General features: G+C 63.1%; 15 protein-coding genes and 1 pseudogene. 13 read left to right on the forward strand and 3 right to left on the reverse strand.

Going from position 1 to position 19768, the window contains the following annotated elements; all coding sequences use genetic code 11:
- Positions 1-164: 164 nt before the first annotated feature.
- From QMO82_RS06210 to QMO82_RS06255, 10 genes are all read left to right on the forward strand, one after another.
- On the forward strand, positions 165-878 hold the full coding sequence (locus QMO82_RS06210; protein ID WP_183609289.1) for an HAD-IA family hydrolase: 714 nt from the start codon (positions 165-167) through the stop codon (positions 876-878).
- 63 nt (positions 879-941) lie between these two features.
- Positions 942-2552: an ABC transporter substrate-binding protein gene (locus QMO82_RS06215; protein WP_183609290.1), complete on the forward strand. Its 1611-nt coding sequence runs from the start codon at positions 942-944 to the stop codon at positions 2550-2552.
- Positions 2553-2632: 80 nt separating this feature from the next.
- Positions 2633-3583 carry an ABC transporter permease gene (locus tag QMO82_RS06220; protein ID WP_183609291.1) on the forward strand — a complete coding sequence of 317 codons (951 nt, stop codon included), beginning with the start codon at positions 2633-2635 and terminating at the stop codon, positions 3581-3583.
- The gene (locus QMO82_RS06225) at positions 3580-4446 is read left to right on the forward strand and encodes an ABC transporter permease (protein ID WP_183609292.1); all 867 of its coding nucleotides are present in this window, start codon (positions 3580-3582) and stop codon (positions 4444-4446) included. Before QMO82_RS06220 ends, QMO82_RS06225 begins: the two co-directional genes overlap by 4 nt.
- Entirely contained in the window at positions 4443-6098 is a 1656-nt protein-coding gene (locus QMO82_RS06230; protein ID WP_183609293.1) for an ABC transporter ATP-binding protein, read from the forward strand. Before QMO82_RS06225 ends, QMO82_RS06230 begins: the two co-directional genes overlap by 4 nt.
- A 234-nt stretch (positions 6099-6332) precedes the next feature.
- Positions 6333-7658: an FAD-binding oxidoreductase gene (locus QMO82_RS06235; RefSeq protein WP_183609294.1), complete on the forward strand. Its 1326-nt coding sequence runs from the start codon at positions 6333-6335 to the stop codon at positions 7656-7658.
- Between the two features lie 142 nt (positions 7659-7800).
- Positions 7801-8088 carry a DUF971 domain-containing protein gene (locus QMO82_RS06240; RefSeq protein ID WP_183609295.1) on the forward strand — a complete coding sequence of 96 codons (288 nt, stop codon included), beginning with the start codon at positions 7801-7803 and terminating at the stop codon, positions 8086-8088.
- Positions 8089-8098: 10 nt separating this feature from the next.
- The gene (locus tag QMO82_RS06245; RefSeq protein WP_183609296.1) at positions 8099-9835 is read left to right on the forward strand and encodes a fumarate reductase/succinate dehydrogenase flavoprotein subunit; all 1737 of its coding nucleotides are present in this window, start codon (positions 8099-8101) and stop codon (positions 9833-9835) included.
- Positions 9836-9847: 12 nt separating this feature from the next.
- Positions 9848-10081, forward strand: a complete 234-nt coding sequence (locus QMO82_RS06250) for a ferredoxin family protein (protein WP_097618744.1) — start codon at positions 9848-9850, stop codon at positions 10079-10081.
- Between the two features lies 1 nt (position 10082).
- Positions 10083-11039, forward strand: coding sequence for a HEAT repeat domain-containing protein (locus QMO82_RS06255; RefSeq protein WP_183609297.1), 957 nt, complete (start codon positions 10083-10085; stop codon positions 11037-11039).
- Between the two features lie 76 nt (positions 11040-11115).
- On the opposite strand, the gene QMO82_RS06260 is transcribed toward QMO82_RS06255, so the two are convergent.
- Entirely contained in the window at positions 11116-11922 is an 807-nt protein-coding gene (locus tag QMO82_RS06260; RefSeq protein WP_183609298.1) for a Crp/Fnr family transcriptional regulator, read from the reverse strand.
- 370 nt (positions 11923-12292) lie between these two features.
- Between QMO82_RS06260 and QMO82_RS06265 the strand changes: the two genes are divergently transcribed.
- From QMO82_RS06265 to QMO82_RS06275, 3 genes are read left to right on the forward strand one after another with little or no spacing between them, the layout of a single operon-like run.
- Entirely contained in the window at positions 12293-13705 is a 1413-nt protein-coding gene (locus QMO82_RS06265; RefSeq protein WP_183609299.1) for an ABC transporter substrate-binding protein, read from the forward strand.
- A gap of 8 nt (positions 13706-13713) precedes the next feature.
- Entirely contained in the window at positions 13714-14508 is a 795-nt protein-coding gene (locus QMO82_RS06270; RefSeq protein WP_183609300.1) for an ABC transporter permease, read from the forward strand.
- A complete protein-coding gene (locus tag QMO82_RS06275) occupies positions 14505-15347 on the forward strand; it encodes an ABC transporter ATP-binding protein (protein WP_183609301.1) in 843 nt (280 codons plus the stop codon). Before QMO82_RS06270 ends, QMO82_RS06275 begins: the two co-directional genes overlap by 4 nt.
- A 133-nt stretch (positions 15348-15480) precedes the next feature.
- On the opposite strand, the pseudogene QMO82_RS06280 reads toward QMO82_RS06275, so the two are convergent.
- Positions 15481-16018, reverse strand: a pseudogene (locus tag QMO82_RS06280) (HAMP domain-containing protein); the annotation flags it as partial.
- 19 nt (positions 16019-16037) lie between these two features.
- A complete protein-coding gene (putA, locus tag QMO82_RS06285) occupies positions 16038-19745 on the reverse strand; it encodes a trifunctional transcriptional regulator/proline dehydrogenase/L-glutamate gamma-semialdehyde dehydrogenase (RefSeq protein WP_183609302.1) in 3708 nt (1235 codons plus the stop codon).
- Positions 19746-19768 lie beyond the last annotated feature (23 nt).

Genomic DNA, 19768 nt, shown 5'->3' on the forward strand with positions numbered 1-19768 from the left:
GAATCCGGCGCAGTGCAGGTGACAAACTACAATCAGTGAAGGGCGCGGATCCCGACAGATGCGGGCCTTCCATACAAGAGCGGGACAAAGATCTCGCCTATGGGAACAGAATTTTCTTCTTCGAGAACCGCGCTCCCGCCAGAGCCGAACACTGGGGAATTCACGTGAGCAAGAGCCTTCCGGAATTCAAATACATGACATTCGATGTCGTCGGTACGCTCATCGACTTCGAGAGCGGCCTCAAGGCCTGCTTGGCCGAGATCGCGTCCGAGGCAGGGGGCACGGTCAGCGGCGAGCAGGCACTCAGCCTCTACCGCGCAGCCCGCTACTCCGAGGATGCCGACCTTTTTCCCGACGACCTCGTGCGCGTCTACCTGGCGATCGCTCCGAAGCTCGGCCTGCCTGTCGACCAAAAATATGGCGAACGGTTGCGGGACTCGGCGAAGAGCTGGAAGGGTTTTGCAGACAGCGCTGCAGCGCTCGCCAGTCTTGCGAAGGATTACCGCCTCGTTGCGATGACCAATGCCCGCCGCTGGGCATTCGACTTCTTCGAAAAGGAACTCGGCGATCCCTTTTATGCCACCTTCACCGCGGACGATACCGGCACCGAAAAGCCCGATCCGGCGTTCTTCGAAAAGGTGTTCGATTACGTCGGCTCGGAGGGGCATTCAAAGGAAGACATCCTGCATGTCGCCCAGAGCCAGTACCACGATATCGGGATTTCCAGGAAACTCGGGCTGACCAATTGCTGGGTCGAGCGGCGCCATGCCGAAAAGGGCTACGGCGGCACGATCGAGCCGGCTGAATTCACCAAACCCGATTACCATTTCACGTCCATGGCAGGCCTTGCCGATGCCGTGGCTGCCGCGCGCGCCTGACTTTAAAACCGGATCGGGCCTGCCCGAAACGGGCAGCCCGCCACAGAAGAAAAGGGGAATGAGATGAACGACAAGATCACCAATTGGACCGCATCTGACGACGCCATGATCGAAACCGCCATCCGCCGTGGCGCGACCCGTCGAGAACTGCTGCATATGATGCTCGCGGGCGGCGTCGCCATGTCGGCCGGCGGGCTCGTGCTTGGCCGCGCCGGCAAGGCGCTTGCCGCGACACCCGTTTCCGGCGGCGCGCTCAAGGCGGCCGGCTGGTCGTCCTCCACGGCCGATACGCTTGACCCCGCCAAGGCGTCGCTCTCCACCGACTATGTCCGGTGCTGCTCCTTCTATAACCGCCTCACCTTCCTCGACAAATCAGGCACGCCGCAGATGGAGCTCGCCGAAGCGATCGAATCCAAGGATGCGAAGGTCTGGACGGTCAAGCTGAAGAAGGGCGTCACCTTCCACGACGGCAAGCCGCTGACCGCCGACGACGTGGTTTTCTCGCTGAAGCGCCATCTCGACCCCTCCGTCGGCTCGAAAGTCGCCAAGATCGCCGCCCAGATGACCGGCTTCAAGGCAGTCGACAAACAGACCGTCGAGATCACCCTCGCCGATCCGAATGCCGACCTGCCGACCATCCTGTCGATGCATCACTTCATGATCGTCGCCGACGGCACGACCGATTTCACCAAGGCCAACGGCACCGGCGCTTTCGTCAAGGAAGTGTTCGAGCCGGGCGTTCGCTCGGTCGGTATCAAGAACAAGAACTATTGGAAATCCGGCCCGAACGTCGATTCTTTCGAATATTTCGCCATCAGCGACGACAATGCCCGCGTCAATGCACTGCTGTCGGGCGACATCCACCTTGCAGCCTCGATCAATCCGCGCTCCATGCGCCTCGTCGAGGCCCAGGGGGACGGCTTCTTCCTGTCGAAGACCACCTCGGGCAACTACACCAACCTCAACATGCGGCTGGACATGGATCCCGGCAGCAAGCGCGACTTCGTCGAGGGCATGAAGTCCCTCGTCAACCGCGAGCAGATCGTCAAGTCGGTCCTGCGCGGCCTCGGTGAAGTCGGCAACGACCAGCCGGTTTCCCCGGTGAATTTCTACCGCAATGCGGATTTGAAGCCGCGGGCCTTCGATCCCGACAAGGCGAAGTTCCATTTCGACAAGGCCGGCGTCCTCGGCCAGTCCATTCCGGTGATCGCCTCCGAGGCGGCGAACTCCTCGATCGACATGGCGATGATCATTCAGGCTTCCGGCGCCGAAATCGGACTGAAGCTCGATGTCCAGCGCGTTCCCTCCGACGGCTACTGGGACAATTACTGGCTCAAGGCGCCGATCCACTTCGGCAATATCAATCCCCGTCCGACGCCGGATATTCTGTTCTCGCTGCTCTACTCCTCGCAGGCTCCCTGGAACGAGAGCCAGTACAAGTCGGAAAAGTTCGACAAGATGCTGATCGAAGCGCGAGGCTCGCTCGACCAGGAGAAGCGCAGGGCGATCTACGACGAGATGCAGGTGATGATTGCCAACGAAGCCGGCACCATCATCCCGGCCTATCTCTCGAATGTCGATGCCACCACCGCCAAGCTCAAGGGTCTGGAGCCCAGCCCGCTTGGCGGCCAGATGGGATACGCCTTCGCGGAATACGTCTGGCTCGAAGCCTGATAAAATGAAGGGAACCGGGGCTGCAGCAGCCAGGCCCCGGTTCTTCCGAACTGAACTCGAACGCAGAAAGGGAGGCGCCCGTGAACCATCAGGTCTTGTCCCTGGTGCTGAGCCGATTGCTCATCGCCCTAATCACCCTGGTGATCGTCTCCTTCGCCGTCTTCTTCGCGACAACGCTGTTGCCCGGAGATACGGCGACTATCCTGCTCGGTCAGGCCGCCACGCCGGAAGCCGTCGAAGGCCTCCGCAAGGCAATGCATCTCGACGAGCCGGCCCTCTTCCGCTTCCTGCGCTGGGTCGTCGGGCTGCTGCAAGGCGACCTCGGCACGTCCTACGCCAACGAAATGCCGGTTACCGCGCTCATTGCCGGCCGCTTCGTCAATACGCTGAAACTTGCCGGCGTCACCGCACTCTTTTCCGTGCCGATCGCGCTCACGCTTGGGATTACCTCGGCGATGCTGCGCGGTACATTCTACGACCGGATCGTCACGGTGATCACCATCGGCGTCATCTCTGTGCCGGAGTTCATGGTCGCGACCTCCGCCGCGCTGATCTTCGCCGTCTATCTGAAATGGCTGCCGGCGCTGTCCCTGGCCAATGAGGTCCATAGTCTGAGCGACATCTTGCGCGTCTATGCCATGCCGGTGATCACGCTGACCTTCGTCGTCTCGGCCCAGATGATCCGCATGACGCGGGCGGCTGTCATCGAGACGCTCAACACGCCCTATGTCGAGATGGCGTTGCTCAAGGGCGCTTCGCGGCCGCGCATCGTCTTTCGCCATGCACTGCCGAATGCGCTGGGCCCGATCGTCAACGCCGTCGCACTTTCGCTGTCCTATCTGCTTGGAGGCGTCATCATCGTCGAGACCATTTTCAACTATCCCGGCATCGCCAAGCTGATGCTGGATGGCGTAGCCACCCGCGACCTGCCGCTGATCCAGAGCTGCGCGATGATCTTCTGCCTTGGCTATCTGCTGCTGATCACCATCGCCGATATCATCGCCATCCTATCCAACCCGAGGCTCCGATGACAATGACCAGTTCCGAGACCACGTCCGACCGGCTGTCCGGAACCCGGCTTGGCTACCGCTTCAACGTGGTCGGCGCGATCGGCCTGACCGTGATCCTTTCCTGGGCGCTCGTCGCGATCTTCGCGCCGTGGATCATCCCCTACCCGGTCGGCGAGATCGTCGATCTCGATTATTTCGGCCCGATGAGCCGGGAACTCTGGCTCGGCTCCGATTATCTCGGCCGCGACATGCTCTCGCGCATCCTGATGGGCGCGCGTTATACGGTCGGCATCTCGCTGGCGGCGGTTACGATCGCCTGTTTCAGCGGCGTGGTGCTCGGCATGATCGCAGCGGTCGCCGGCGGCTGGCTGGACACGATCCTCAGCCGCTTCCTCGACGCCATGAATTCCATTCCGAGCAAGCTGTTCGGCCTGGTGGTCGTCGCTGCCGTCGGCTCCTCGGTGCCGGTTCTGATCCTGACGCTGTCGGTGATCTACATCCCCGGCGCCTACCGCTTCGCTCGGGCGCTCGCCGTCAATATCAATGCGATGGATTTCATCACAGTCGCGCGCATCCGCGGCGAAAGCACCCTCTATCTCATTCGCTCGGAAATCCTGCCCAATATCGTCGGGCCGGTGCTTGCCGATCTCGGCATCCGCTTCGTCTTCATCGTTCTGCTGCTCTCCGGCCTTTCCTTCCTCGGCCTCGGCGTCCAGCCGCCCTATGCCGATTGGGGCGCGCTTGTGCGCGAAAACATCGGCGGCCTGCCGTTCGGTGCGCCGGCAGTGATGTTTCCCTCGCTTGCCATCGCCAGCCTGACGATCAGCATCAACCTGCTGATCGACAACCTGCCGCAGAAGATCCGCGACCGGAGTGCCTCATGAGCAAATTCATCGAAATCCGTGACCTGAAGGTCGAGGCCACCACCGATTCCGGCCGGCGCGTCGAGATCATCAAGGGTGTCAGCCTCGACGTTGCCGAGGGCGAGATCGTCGCGTTGATCGGCGAGAGCGGCTCGGGCAAGACAACCCTCGCCCTGACCCTGATGGGCCATACCCGCGCGGGCTGTCGCATCTCCGGCGGCAGCGTTTCGGTCGGCGGCAAGGATATGGTCAGGCTCAGCGAAAAGCAGCGCGCCAAGGTGCGCGGCACCGAAGTCGCCTATGTCCCGCAATCGGCGGCGGCCGCCTTCAACCCGGCCACATCGATCATGGACCAGGTGATCGAAGTCACCCGTATTCATCAACTGATGTCGCCGGACGAGGCGCGTGCCCGGGCCGTCGAGCTGTTCCGGGCGCTGTCGCTGCCGGAACCCGAGACGATCGGCAGCCGTTATCCGCACCAGGTTTCCGGCGGCCAGCTGCAGCGTCTGGCCGCCGCCATGGCGCTGATCGGCGACCCCACCCTCGTCATTTTCGACGAGCCGACAACGGCGCTCGACGTGACCACCCAGATCGAAGTGCTGCGCGCTTTCAAATCGGTCATGAAGAAGGGCGGCATATCGGGCGTCTACGTCTCGCACGACCTTGCCGTCGTCGCCCAGATCGCCGACCGCATCGTCGTCTTGAAAGGCGGGGAGACCCAGGAAACCGGCACCACCGAAGAAATTCTCAACCATGCGAAGCACCCCTATACCCGGGAGCTGCTCGCAGCCTTCGAGCCGAAACTGCGCGCTGCAGCAGCCCCCATCGCGCGCGCGACGGCGCCGCTTCTGAAGATCGAAGATCTCGTCGCGGGTTACGGACAGCGACAGGCCGACGGCCTTCCGCTCGTTCGCGCGGTCGAGCACGTAAGCCTGAAGGTGGAGAAAGGCCGCAATCTCGGCATCATCGGAGAATCCGGTTGCGGCAAGTCGACGCTCGCCCGCACCATCGCCGGCATTCTGCCGGCCGCGGTCGGCAAGATCGTCTTCGATGGCACGGAACTGCGCCGCAGCGCCCGCGAGCGCTCGCGCGACCAATTGCGCGAGATGCAGATTGTCTTCCAATATGCCGATACCGCGCTCAACCCGGCAAAATCGGTGGAGGACATCCTCGCCAGGCCTCTGGTCTTTTACCACCGCATGGATCGACAAGCGCGAAATGCCCGGATCGATCAACTGCTCGACATGGTGCGCCTGCCCCGCAACCTGCGCCATCGCCGGCCGGGAGAGCTCTCGGGCGGGCAGAAGCAGCGCGTCAATTTCGCCCGGGCGTTGGCCGCCGATCCGAAGCTGATCCTCTGCGACGAGATCACCTCGGCGCTCGACACGGTGGTCGCCGCCGCGGTCATCGACCTGCTGAAGGAGCTGCAGCGGGAACTCGGCCTCTCCTACATCTTCATCAGCCACGATCTCTCGGTGGTGGAGGCGATCTGCGACGAGATCGTCGTGATGTATGGAGGCCGAAAGGTCGAGGAAATCACGCCTTCGACGGTGAAGGCGCCGACGCATCCCTATTCGCAACTGCTCTTCTCGTCGGTGCCGACGCTCGATCCGGCCTGGCTCGACGGGCTTCAGCAGGATCCTGAGCTGGTGCGGGCCTATTGCCGGCAATGAGGGCCGGCGTGGCGATCACTTTCCGGCAAGCTTGCGCGGTCGTAACCCGGCCATTTTTCTGCAAGTCGCCTTCTGCCGCCGACTGATCTGCGGCAAAGGCGGGGCGCCAGATCCGCTAGACTAATGTATGTCGCCTGGAACCGTGCAGCGGTTCCGGGATAACGACAGGCATCAAAACAAGAGTTAAAGCGCGTCATATGCGACGCGCTTAAAGCCTGAAACGGAGACCCTGCCATGCCCGCACCGCTCGATCGCGTCGACACCACGCCGGAGCTGCCGACTGCCGCCGATGCGGTGGTGATCGGCGGCGGCATCGTCGGCGTTTTCGCGGCCTATTATCTCACCCGGCGCGGATTGAAGGTCGCACTCCTCGAGAAAGGCTTGATCGGCGCAGAGCAGTCGAGCCGCAACTGGGGCTGGTGCCGCCAGCAGAACCGCGACGCCCGTGAACTGCCGATGTCGACGAGGAGCCTCGATCTGTGGGAGCGTTTCGCCGCAGAAACCGGGGAGGACACGGGCTTTCGTCGCTGCGGCCTGTTTTATCTCAGCAACAGCGACGAGGAACTGTCCGGCTGGGCACGCTGGCGCGATTTCGCCCGCTCGGTCGGCGTCACGACGCATATGCTGAGTGGCGCAGAGGCAACCGAACGCGGGCGCGTCACCGGCACCTCGTGGAAAGGCGGGGTGTTTTCGCCGACCGACGGCACCGCCGATCCGGCACGTGCCGCGCCGGCCGTCGCGCGAGCGATCCTGAAGCTCGGGGGTACGGTGCATCAGTCCTGTGCGGCCCGCGGCCTCGACGTCGAAGGCGGCAGGCTCTCGGGCGTCGTCACGGAGCAAGGCACGATCCGTACAAAAATCGCGATCCTGGCCGGCGGCGCCTGGGCCTCCTCCTTCTGCCGCCAGCTCGGCATTCGATTTCCACAGGCGTCGATCCGTTCGTCGATCCTTTGCGTATCCCCGGGTGCGAACGGCCTGCCGGACGCACTCCACACATCCGCAGTCTCCGCGACGCGTCGCAGCGATGGCGGCTACACGCTGGCGATCAGCGGCCGCGGCCGGGTCGATCCCACCGCGCAGCAGGTCCGCTTCGCCCCACAATTCCTGCCGATGTTCGCCCGGCGATGGCGCAGTCTCGCACCCGGCGGGTTGGAGGGGTTCCGTTCCGGCCACGAGTCTCTGGCGCGCTGGCGGCTCGACAGGCCGACGCCGATGGAGCGCATGCGCATCCTCGACCCGGCGGTCGATGAGGCCACCATTGCGCTGACGCATGCGCGGGCGCTCGAGCTTCTGCCCGCCTTGAAGGAAACCAAGATCGCCGCGGCCTGGGCGGGCTATATCGACAGCACGCCCGATGGCGTGCCGGGGATCGGTGAGATCGCCACGCTCCCCGGTTTCATCCTCGCCGCCGGTTTCAGCGGTCACGGCTTCGGCATCGGGCCGGGCGCCGGCCACCTGATCGCCGATATCGTCACCGCCGACGAGCCGATCGTCGATCCCAGGCCCTACCATCCCGACCGCTTCGGAACATCCGCCTGGGGCAAAGTGGCCGATTTTTAAAGACGGCCCGGCGAAAGGACGCGTCACCGCAGTGCCGAAGGGCACTTGCTGCGCGCAACCCGCTTCAGACTGCCCATGGCAATTTATTGCGTGTCTCTGTCCGGCGCTCTCTTAGAGTGGCGATCGATTGACAGGGAAAGCCATGACACCGTTGCAACTGAAGCTGAAGCCAGAACGCCGCACGCTTGCCATAACCTGGGAAGGCGGCGACATCTCTCTCCTTCCCGCCTCCGAGCTCCGCCGGCGCAGCCGCGCCGCCCAGGCGGTGCGCGCCTCCCTCGATGGGCGCGAGACGCGCTTCGATGATGTCATGGTGACCGGCATCGAGCCGATCGGCTCCTATGCCGTCAGACTGGTTTTCTCGGACGGACATGATCGAGGGATCTATCCCTGGCAATACCTGCGCGAAATCGCGGATTCATTGGCTTGAGGAATGATGCATGGATAATTTTGTAGAAGGCCTGTCCGAGGTCGAGTGCGACGTGCTGGTGATCGGCGGCGGCACGGCAGGGCCGATGGCGGCGCTGAAGGCTAAGCAGCGCAATCCCAACCTGAACGTCATCCTGCTCGAGAAGGCCAACGTCAAGCGCTCCGGCGCGATCTCCATGGGCATGGACGGGCTGAACAATGCCGTGGTTCCCGGCTATGCCACCCCGGAGCAGTACACCAAGGAAATCACCATCGCCAATGACGGCATCGTCGATCAGGCGCCGGTCTATAAATATGCGTCGCGATGCTACGAGATCATCGAGGAACTGGATCGTTTCGGCATCCGCTTCCAGAAGAACGCCAATGGCGATTTCGACCTCAAGAAAGTGCATCACCTCGGCACCTATGTGCTGCCGATGCCGAATGGAGACACCGTTAAGAAGGCGCTTTATCGGCAGCTGCGCCGCGAGCGCATCCTGATCTCCAACCGCTATATGGCGACGCGATTGCTGACGGCTGGGGATGGCCGGATCGCCGGCGCGATCGCCGTCAACACGCGCTCGGCGGAATTTCTCGTCCTGCGCGCCAAGACCGTCATCCTCTGCATGGGCGCAGCGGGCCGGCTTGGATTGCCCCATTCGGGATATCTCTTCGGCACCTATGAAAACCCGACCAACTCAGGCGACGGCTATGCCATGGCCTATCACGCAGGGGCAGCGCTTGCGAACCTCGAATGCTACCAGATCAACCCGCTGATCAAGGATTATAACGGCCCGGCCTGCGCCTACGTCGCCGGTCCGTTCGGCGCCTATACCGCCAACAGCGAAGGAAAGCGTTTTATCGAAAGCGACTATTGGTCGGGCCAGATGATGCAGGAATTCTACAACGAACTTCAGTCCGGCAAGGGACCGGTCTTCCTGAAACTCAATCATCTGCATCACGATACGGTCGGCGAGATCGAGCAGATCCTGCATAAGGTCGAGCGCCCCTCGCGCGGGCGCTTCCACGAGGCACGCGGCACCGATTACCGCGAGACGATGATCGAGATGCACATCTCCGAAATCGGTTTCTGTTCCGGCCACAGCGCCTCAGGCGTCTTCGTCGACGAATTCGCGCGCACCACGGTCGAGGGCCTCTATGCGGCGGGCGACATGGCGAATGTCCCGCACAACTACATGCTCGGCGCCTTTACCAACGGGGCGGTTGCCGGGGAGCATGCGGCCGAGGTCGCGGCGGAAACAGAGCTTCCCGATTATGACCGCGAGTTTGTCGCACGTGAGCGTGAACGTGTGCTGGCGCCGACGCGGCGCGACGACGGCATTCCGCCCAACCAGCTCGAATACAAGGCGCGCCGCCTGGTCAACGACTATCTGCAGCCGCCGAAAGTGACGGCCAAGATGCAGATCGGCCAGGCGCGGCTCAGCGAAGTCCGCGACGATCTCGAAACCGCGCTTGTCGCCCGCGACGCCCATGAACTGATGCGGGCGCTCGAAGTGTCCTCCATCCTCGACTGCGCCGAAATGGCCGCCCACGCCTCGCTTTTCCGCACCGAAAGCCGCTGGGGCCTCTACCACAATCGCGTCGATTACCCGGAGAAGGACGACGACAACTGGTTCTGTCACACGCTTCTCAGGAAGATCGACGGCCGCATGGTCTCGGAGAAGCGCAAGGTGGAGCCCTATGTCGTTCCGATCGAGACCGAAGAACGGACGGCCTACGACCGTCTGCGTGTTCAAAAGCAAGCCTGACAGGAAGCACCCATGCCTCTCGCCCTCTCCCCGAGCACAGTCCCCGTGATTGTCGATGACGCCAAATGCATCGCCGACAAGGGCTGCACGGTCTGTGTCGACGTCTGCCCGCTCGATGTCCTGCGCATCAGCGATCTCACCGGCAAGGCCTACATGAAATTCGACGAATGCTGGTACTGCATGCCCTGCGAAACCGACTGCCCGACCGGCGCCGTCACCGTCAACATTCCTTACCTGTTGCGCTGATATGAGCATCTTTGAACCTTTCGAAGCCTTTGGCGACATAGAGGCCATCGCCGAACGCCTGCTCGATCCGGATGCCGCCATCCGCCGCCTTGCGGTGATCGAGCTTGCGGAAACCGCAAGTCCCGAGGCCCTGCCGCACCTGATTGGGGCGGCCGGCGATGCCAGCGGAGATGTCCGCCTCCAGGCGGCGATCGCGCTTGCCGAATTCGACGGCGCCGGTGCGGCGGGTGGCCTGGCGCGGCTGGTCGTCGACGACGATCCATCGGTCGCGCAGGCTGCGGCCGACGGCCTGGCGGAGCTGAAAAACCAGGAGGCGGGCGGCAACTTGCTGCCGCTGCTGGACCATGCGAGCGCCTTCGTGCGGGCAGCGGCATTTCGCGGATTGAAGGGGCTGCGGCTGCAGGATGCACTCGGCCCCGCCCTCATTGCGCTCCGCGACGCGGACGCGTCTGTGCGAGTGCAGGCGCTCGGCACGATCGCCTATCTCAAGCTCGACTCGACGCTCCCCTCTCTCATCGCGGCCACGCGCGACGAGAACATCGAAGTGCGCGCCGCAGCGGTCAATGCGTTGACGTTCACGACGCAATCGGCCGCGGCGGAAGCCGTGGCTGCGGCTCTTGGCGATGCGAACTGGCAAGTCCGGGCGGCGGCGGCGGAATCGCTCGGCCGCATCGGCCACGCCTCGGCGGTCGAAGCGCTCGGCAAGGCGCTTTCCGATGAATATTGGCAGGTGCAGCAGAAATCGCTCAATGCCCTCGGCAAGCTGAAGGCGGACGCCGCCCTGCTCCGGATCACCCTTCTGCTCGAAAGCGACATGCCCACCTTGCGCAAGGAAGCGGCAGCCGCCCTTGGCGAGATCGGCAATCCCCAGGCCAGGGAAGCGCTGGCCGCGCATATTGACGATCCCGATCCCGATGTGCGCAAGACCGTCCGCTGGGCGCTGACCCGCCTGGGTTAGGAAACCGCATTAGAGCAATTCCAGGGATAGAGCGGCTCGGCGTCTCCGTTAAAAGCTGAACCGCCTTAAGCGGCGCTTACGCGCCGCCCTTCGATACCATCGCCATCAGCAGATGCGGCCGCTCGATGCGGATGTGCCGCGGCGTGACGGTCAGCAATCCTTCCTTCTGAAAACGCTTCATCATCATCGTCACCCACTGCCGGGTGGAGCCGACCATCGCCGCAATCTGATCGTGGGTCACCTTCGCATTGATGATGACGGCGTGGCCGTCCTTGACGCCGTGCAGCTTGCCGAGATTCGTCAGAAACTGCGCCAGCCGCTCGATGACCGAACGGGTGCCGAGCATCTGAGCCATGGCCGAATAGCTTTTGCCCTTCGACGCCAGGCCCTGGATAAGACAGAGCGCGAAATTGGGCAGCTCGACGATCAGCTTACGCAAGATATGGCCGGGCAGAAACAGGATCTCGCAATCATCCATGGCCTCGCCCGACCAGATATGCGTGCCGCCGCCGGTCATCTCCGGCCCGCCGATGAAATTGCCCGGCGTCCAGTAGGCCAGGGTGATCTCGCGGCCGGAAGGGGCCGAATAGAAAACGCGCACCGAGCCACGTTCGATGATGAAGACGCCGTCATGCCGGTCACCCTGCGTGAAGATCGTTTCGCCGGTGGAGAAGCTGAGCTGGCGTCCATGACTGCGCAAGACAGCCCATTCATCCGGCTTGAGCGGATCGAGGAAATGCGCGCCCTCGTCCAGCCCATCGACGGTCTCGCTCAGAAACAACGACTGGTCGCCGGGCAGGATCGCCTGCGGGGGCAGCTCGGGGTCTGTTTCGCGCAATCCGCGTTTCGGCTCCGGCTTTGCGATTTCCAAATCCAAGCTCATCGATAACCCTCTCTGGTGTCGAATGAGTGGTTCACTAAATATAAAATCTATGGACTATAAAGAAATATATTTGCGTATTCGCTGCCGAAAATGGTCGTTTATCGCCGGAAATCCCAGCGGACCGACCAGACCCAGGACAAATAAACCACTGTAATCGTTCATCTAAATATTCCGATATTTGTCCGGACCGAACCCCTCCGGACGCCCCGGCGCCGACCTGCCGCGTGTCAATGCAAATTAATTGCTTCCGCCATCATGGGCCTCGCCACATAAATTTGCGCGACGTCGGCAGGGGAAACAGCTGCTGCCGGTCGGCAAAAATTTCGGAGATTTCCCGCCACCAGGCGACGGGATCACATGGGGTGACACAATGCATTTTCGCTTAACATTGGCAGCTGCAGCTTTGGCTGCGACCAGTTTCATCGGCTCGGCGCATGCGGAAACCATTCGCGTCGCCATCGGAACGCAAGACACCACGATCAACACCGCCACCGGCGGCCTGTTGATCCGGGAACTGAATCTGCTCGAAAAATATCTGCCGCATGACGGCAAATACAAGGATGCCACCTACGACATCCAATGGAAGAATTTCACCAGCGGCGCGCCGATCACCAACGAGCAGATCGCCGGCAAGCTCGATTTCGGCGTGATGGCGGACTTCCCGGGCTCCTTTAACGGCCTTGCGCATTTGAAGGCGGGACGCAAGAGCCTGTTCATCACGGTCCTTTCGGGCAGCGTCAAGGGAAGCGGCAACGGCATTGTCGTGCCGACGGATTCTCCCATCCAGTCCATCTCGGAGCTCAAAGGCAAGACGATTTCCGTTCCCTTCGCCTCCACATCGCACGGCCTGTTGCTGCGCGCCATCAAGGCTCAGGGCTGGAATCCGGAAACGGATGTCAACATCATCGCCCAGGCGCCTGAAGTCGCCGGCGCTGCGCTCAAGTCCAACCAGATCGAGGCGCATGCCGATTTCGTGCCCTTTGCCGAGCTCTATCCCTGGCGCGGTTTTGCGCGGAAGATCTATGACGGCTCGCAGGCGAACGGCCCGACCTTCCACGGCGCATTGGTCGATGCCGACTATGCCGAGAAATATCCCGAAGTCGTCACCGCCTATCTGCGTGCGGCACTCGAAGCCGACCAGCTGATCGCCAAGGAGCCGGAGAAATACAGCGAACTGATCGCCAAGGTCACCGGCGTCGAAGCGGAGGTCGACTATCTCTTCCACGGCCCGCTGGGTCTCCAGACCCGTGACCTGACCTGGAAGCCGGAATACCGGCGGGCCGTCGGCACCGCGATCGAAACGCTGCAGTTCCTGAAGAAGGCCGATAGCGGGCTCGACGTCGACACATTCGTCGACGACCGGTTCATCAAGGCCGCCTTCAAGGCGTCCGGCCTCGACTATGAGGCGAGCCTGAAGAATTACGGCCAGCTTCCGCTCGACGCAAAGGACGCTGTAACCGGTGAGCCGATCAAGGATCCGAAGCGCGTCGCTCAGATCTGGGTCAAGGACGAACCGCTCGTCCGCCATTACGCCACGGCGGAAAATGCCTTCAAGGCTTTGAAGACGCTGGAAGGCGAAGGCAAGGCCATCCGGGTCTTCTATGCCCAGGATCGTGAGAGCGGCATCAAGCTGCTCGGCAACCAGGCCTGGTTCGTTCGCAGTGACAAGGGCGAAATTAGCGCCTTCCTGCTCCGGGAGAGTGCCGAGAGCTGGGCCAAGGCGCATGGCGGCAACGTGCTCGACTTCGCCGACGCCAAATCCTCCGTCGTGGCAAGCAACTGAGGCAGACGATGACGACGTGGACGCACCCTGACTATGGATCTTGGCTGCGCCGCTCGGGATCAATCGCCATCTGTCTTCTTCTCTGGCAGATGGCGTCCACCCTGCGGCTCGATCTTGGCCTGGTCACCTTCCGGAATGTCCCTTCGCCGGTCGATGTGCTCACCGCGGCCCTTGGTTTTGCCCGATCGCCGAAACTGTTCGCGCATGTTTCCAGCAGCCTCGAAAGGGTGTTTGCCGGATATGCGATCGCATCCATCGCCGGGATCACCTTCGGCCTGATCATCGGCCGGTCGCGCAACGCTGCCGATTTCCTGCTCGCACCCCTCGAACTGCTCAGGCCGATCCCGGCCGTTGCCTGGATCCCCCTAGCGGTGCTGATGTTTCCGTCGTCCGAACTGTCGATGATCTTCATCACCTTCACCGGCGCCCTGTTTCCGATCCTGCTCAATACGATCCACGGCGTCGAGGGCGTCGATCCCCGCCTGATCGCGGCGGCACGCAGCCTCGGCAGCACGCGACGGGCGATGCTGTTCGAAGTCATCCTTCCCGGCGCCGCACCGAGCATCGTCACCGGTCTCGCCATCGGCATGGGCACGTCGTGGTTCTGCCTGGTGACGGCCGAGATGATCTCCGGGCAGTTCGGCATCGGCTATTACACCTGGGAAGCCTACACCTTGCAAAACTATCCGGAGATCATCGTCGGAATGGTAGTGATCGGCTTGCTCGGCATGGGCAGCAGCAGCTTGCTGCGTGCGGCGGGCAGCGCACTCATCCCCTGGCAGAAGAAGGAAACGGCACGATGAACCGCCATCAGCGCCTGGGGCGGTCGGAGACCGGGAGAATCCTGGCCGAACAGATCTCCATCCGCCTCGGCAAGGGCAAGGCCGCTTTCGAAGCGGTGTCGGACGTCAGTTTCTCCGTCGCACCCGGCGAATTCGTCTGCCTGCTCGGTCCGTCCGGCTGCGGGAAATCGACGCTTCTCGGCGCGCTCGCCGGCCATATCGACATCGCAGGCGGCCGGCTGGACGTCGATGGCGCACCGGTCCACGGACCAAACCCCGAACGCGGCATCGTCTTCCAGCACCACACGCTGTTTCCCTGGAAGAGCGCGCGCGACAATGTTGCCTTCGGGCCGAAGATGCGCGGCGTCGGAAAGGAACAGCGGCGGCGCGAAGCGCAGGGGATGCTCGATCTCGTCGGCCTGAACGGTTTTGCCGACCGGTATCCGGCCCAGCTTTCCGGCGGCATGCAGCAGCGGGTGGAAATCGCGCGCGTACTCGTCAACCGGCCGCGCCTGCTGCTGATGGACGAGCCCTTCGGCGCGCTCGACGCCTTGACGCGGCTGAAGATGCAGGAACTGCTGTTGGCAATATGGGAGCAGTTCCGCAAGACCATCCTGTTTGTGACGCACGATATCGACGAGGCGCTGCTGCTCGCCGACCGGATCATCGTGATGAAGGCGCAACCCGGCCGCATTCACGAGGAGATCACTGTCCCCTTCGCGCGACCGCGTGCGACCGATATCGTCGCATCGCCCGAATTCTCGCGGCTCAAGCGTCACTGCCTCGAACTGCTCCATGAAGACAGAGGCACCGACACCCTTCCCCGGCTGACGCCGCTTGGATTGGGAAGGGCGGTCTGATTGTCGACGCGGGACGCATCCCTGAGGAGGCCAGGGACATCAATGGGCTGGCTGCCCTTCCGCCATCGGCGGCAACAGTCTGGAAGTGGGAAATTCTCTCGTTCAATAGTTCCACTGCTGCCGGAGCCGGTGAGCGCTTGCCGTCGCCGATCGGTACATTCAGATCGCCGTCGGCCAGCCTCATCATCGTCTGAGTGATCCGCTTCAGCGGTCCGCGCAGCGTTTCGATCAGCATGAGACCGCCGATAATCGCAAGCACCGTGCCCGCCATCATGGCCGCAAGCGACATTGTCGCCGAACGCTGGCTGATTTCCCTGCCGCTCTCCTGCGCCGTGCTGACGAACTGCTCGAGCGTGTGGCTCGCGTCGGCGACCAATGCGGTCGCCGCCTCCTTGTTCGCGCGCCACCGGTCGGCGATCGATATCAGAAGCGAACTATCCTTTTCGATCGAGGCAAGGGATGGCTCGATCTCTTGGCAAGATCCTGCAAGGCGGTGTTTTTCCCGCTCAAGGGGATAGCTGTGCAGCGCTTTCGCGCAGCGCCTTGAGATCGGCGAGGACGGCATCCCGCGCCTCGGCATCGACCCGCGTGTTCAGTTCGCTTAAGTGCAGGCGCAGATCGTCAATCGATTTGAACGCTGTATTGACGATCGCCACCATCGAGCGAAGGGTGCGCCCCCGGCCTCTCCACTCAGCCGATCGCCATCAGGCTCGCATTGCCGCCAGCTGCCGCGGTGTTGATCGATGTCGACACCTCCTCCAGCAACCAATTCAGGCAATAGGCCTCGGGATCGTTCTCCAGTTCCTCGGTCGTCGCCGCCTGGACCAGCAGAAGCGGACCGGGCAAGTGAGCAATCCTCTGATTGACGGCCAGAACCTTTTCACGATCCCCCTCGACCAGCGCGCCCGAGAACGGCCCATCCTTTTCCCAATCCGAGGTCCAGGAGGTCCGACCGGCGACAGCCGCCGGAAGATCCGCCAGGATTGATTTCGGTAGGGAGCCGGCGTCGACGACGATGTGGTTGCCGGTCGAAAGAACTGCGGCGATCTGGCGATGAAGCCCACCTTCCGTCTGCGGCACGACGAGAATACGGCCGCGGGGATGGAGCGCGTAGAGATTGAGCTCGCCGACCGGACCGGTGAGTTCGCGTTCAAGCCCGAGTGCCGAGCGGCTCGCATATCCGCGCGCCGCTTCCCCCTCGCCCGACAGGCCCTTCTTGTCGAGCCAGACAATGTAGTCACGAAGGGCGAGGTCCGTATGAACGGAATCCTGCTGTGGCGGCACGGGCGCACGCTGCACCAACCGGCCGATATAGAGCGGACCGCCGGCCTTCGGACCCGTTCCTGACAAGCCGCGGCCGCCGAAAGGCTGCACGCCGACGACCGCGCCGATGATGTTGCGGTTGACGTAGAGGTTACCGGCCTTGATGCGGCTCGTCACGTGCGCGATCGTCTCATCGAGCCGGGTATGGAGCCCGAATGTCAGGCCGTAACCCGATGCGTTGATGTCGTCGATCAGGCGGTCGAGGCCGTTTCGCTTGAAGCGGACGACATGCAGGACCGGTCCGAAGATCTCCCTCGTCAGGTCCGACAGGGCCTTGATCTCGATGATCGTCGGCGGAACGAAGGTCCCCGCCGCGGCACTTTCGGGCAGCGGCAGCTGATCGACCTTACGGCCGGAGCCGCGCATCTGCTCGATATGCTGGTCGATCTCGGCCTTTGCACCATCGTTGATCACAGGGCCGACATCGATGCTCAGCCGATCGGTACGGCCGATCGTCAGCTCGCGGAACGCGCCTTTCAGCATGTTGAGGGTCCGGTCGGCGACATCGTCCTGAAGGCAGAGAACGCGCAGCGCCGAGCACCGCTGGCCGGCGCTGTCGAAAGCAGAGGCAATGACATCGGCCACCACCTGCTCGGCCAAGGCCGAGGAGTCGACGATCATGCCGTTCTGGCCGCCGGTTTCGGCAATCAGCGGGATCGGCTTGCCGGTCGGAGACAGCCGTTCCGCTAGCTGCGCCTGGATCATCCGGGCAACCTCGGTCGAACCGGTAAACATGACGCCCGCTGTTTCCTCTGCGCCGACCATGCCGGCGCCGAGGCGGCCGCTGCCGGGCACGAATTGCAAGGCGCCCACAGGTACACCCGCCTCATGGAGGATCTTGACGCTCTCCGACGCGATGATCGGCGTGACGCCGGCAGGTTTGGCGAGTACGGGATTGCCGGCCACCAGCGCCGCGGCAACCTGCCCGGTGAAAATCGCCAGCGGGAAATTCCACGGGCTGATGCAGACGACCGGGCCGAGCGGCGCATGCGAGGGCCCGAGGGTCTTGCGGGCCTGTTCGGCGTAATAACGCAGGAAGTCGATGGCCTCACGCACCTCGCCGACGGCATTGGCCGCGGATTTGCCGGCCTCGCGCATGACGATGCCCATCAATGTCTTGATGCGGGCCTGCATGATGTCGGCCGCCCGCTCCAGGCAGGCGGCACGCTCGGCCGGCGGCACGGCGGCCCATTGCGGCGCGTGCTCGGCAGCCATCGCAACGATGCGGGCGGCGTCTTCGACCTTCAGTTCGGTGACCGTGCCGACGACGTCGCGGTGATCGGCAGGATTGAGCACGTCACGCGTCACCCCATCCGTCGAGCCATCGGCAAGGATCGGAAGCGCATGCCACGGCTTCGCAGCCGAGGCGGCGAGCACCTCAGCCAAATCGGAAAGGGTGGCCTCGTTCGACAGATCGAGACCATCGGAATTGGGGCGGGCACTGCCGTAAAGCGCCTTCGGCGCGGCGATCTGCGCGTGGGGCGCGCCGATAATGGGCATGGCGGCTACGGTTTCGGCGGGATCGGCGATCAGCGCCTCGACCGAGACGTTCGGATCGGAGATGCGGTGCACGAAGGAAGAATTAGCGCCGTTTTCCAAAAGGCGCCGCACCAGATAGGCGAGCAGCGTCTCATGTGTTCCGACAGGCGCATAAATGCGGCAGGGCCGGTCGAGCTTTTCCTTGCCGACGACTTCATCATAGAGCGGTTCGCCCATGCCGTGCAGGCACTGGAATTCGTATTTGCCGACCGCGAAATCGGGACCGGCGAGATGATAGATCGTGGCCAGCGTCTGCGCATTGTGGCTGGCAAACTGCGGGAATATGGCGTCGGGTGCGTTGAGCAGCTTGCGCGCGCAGGCGATGTAGGCGACGTCGGTGTAGATCTTGCGGGTATAGACCGGATAGTCGTCGAGACCGTCGAGCTGGGCGCGCTTGATCTCCGCATCCCAATAGGCGCCTTTGACCAGACGCACCATGAGCCGGCGCCCGGAGCGGCGCGCGAGATCGATGATATAGTCGAGCACGAAGGGGCAGCGCTTCCCATAGGCCTGCACGACGAAGCCCAGGCCGTTCCAGCCGGCGAGTTCCGGGGCAAAGCAGAGCTCCTCGAGCAGATCGAGCGAAAGCTCCAGCCGGTCGGCCTCCTCGGCATCGATGTTGAGGCCGATATCATAGTTCTTGGCGAGAACGGCCAGCGCCTTGACCTTCGGCAGCAGCTCGCCCATCACCCGGCCGGCCTGCGCCCTCACGTAGCGCGGATGCAGGGCCGAAAGCTTGATCGAAATACCAGGGCCGTCATAAATACCGCGCCCGTCCGACGCCTTGCCGATGGCGTGGATCGCCTTTTCGTAATCCTTGAAATAACGCTCGGCGTCGGCCGCGGTCGTGGCGGCCTCGCCCAGCATGTCGTAGGAATAGCGGAAGCCGCGCGCTTCGAGCGGCCGGGCGCGTTTCAGCGCCTCGGCGATCGTTTCGCCGGTGACGAACTGCTCGCCCATCATGCGCATCGCCATATCGACGCCGCGACGGATGACCGGCTCGCCGGCGCGCGCGATCAGCCGCGTCAGCGCCGCCGACAGGCTGCGGTCGTTGACGGTCGATGTCAGTTTGCCGGTGACGACGAGGCCCCAGGTGGCGGCGTTGACGAACATGGATTTGCCGCCGCCGATATGCGAGGTCCAGTTGCCCTCGGCGATCTTGTCGCGGATCAGCGCGTCGCGGGTATCGGTATCGGGAATGCGCAGCAGCGCTTCGGCAAGGCACATCAGCGCCACGCCTTCCTGGCTGGAAAGCGAATATTCCTGCACCAGCCCTTCGACACCGGTGCCCTTGTGCTTGGCGCGCAAGGCCTCGATCAGGGTGCGGGCCGTGCTGCGAATGTCATAGCGTTTCGCCTCCGAGACACGCGCGGCGGCCACGAGCGGCGGCAGGCATTCGGTTTCCGGCCGGCGATAGGCCGCCGTAATCGCCTGGCGAAGCTCGGATTGCGGGCGGATCGGCGGCGCGAAGGCGGCGAAAGGCGCTCCCTCGGCGGGATCATTGGAGGATGCGGGGTCGATCGCTGCGTTCAACATGGGAGTCCCTATCAATCTATGTG

It is taken from the genome of Rhizobium sp. BT04 (assembly GCF_030053135.1).
In the GTDB taxonomy this organism is placed as follows: Bacteria; Pseudomonadota; Alphaproteobacteria; order Rhizobiales; family Rhizobiaceae; genus Rhizobium; species Rhizobium binxianense.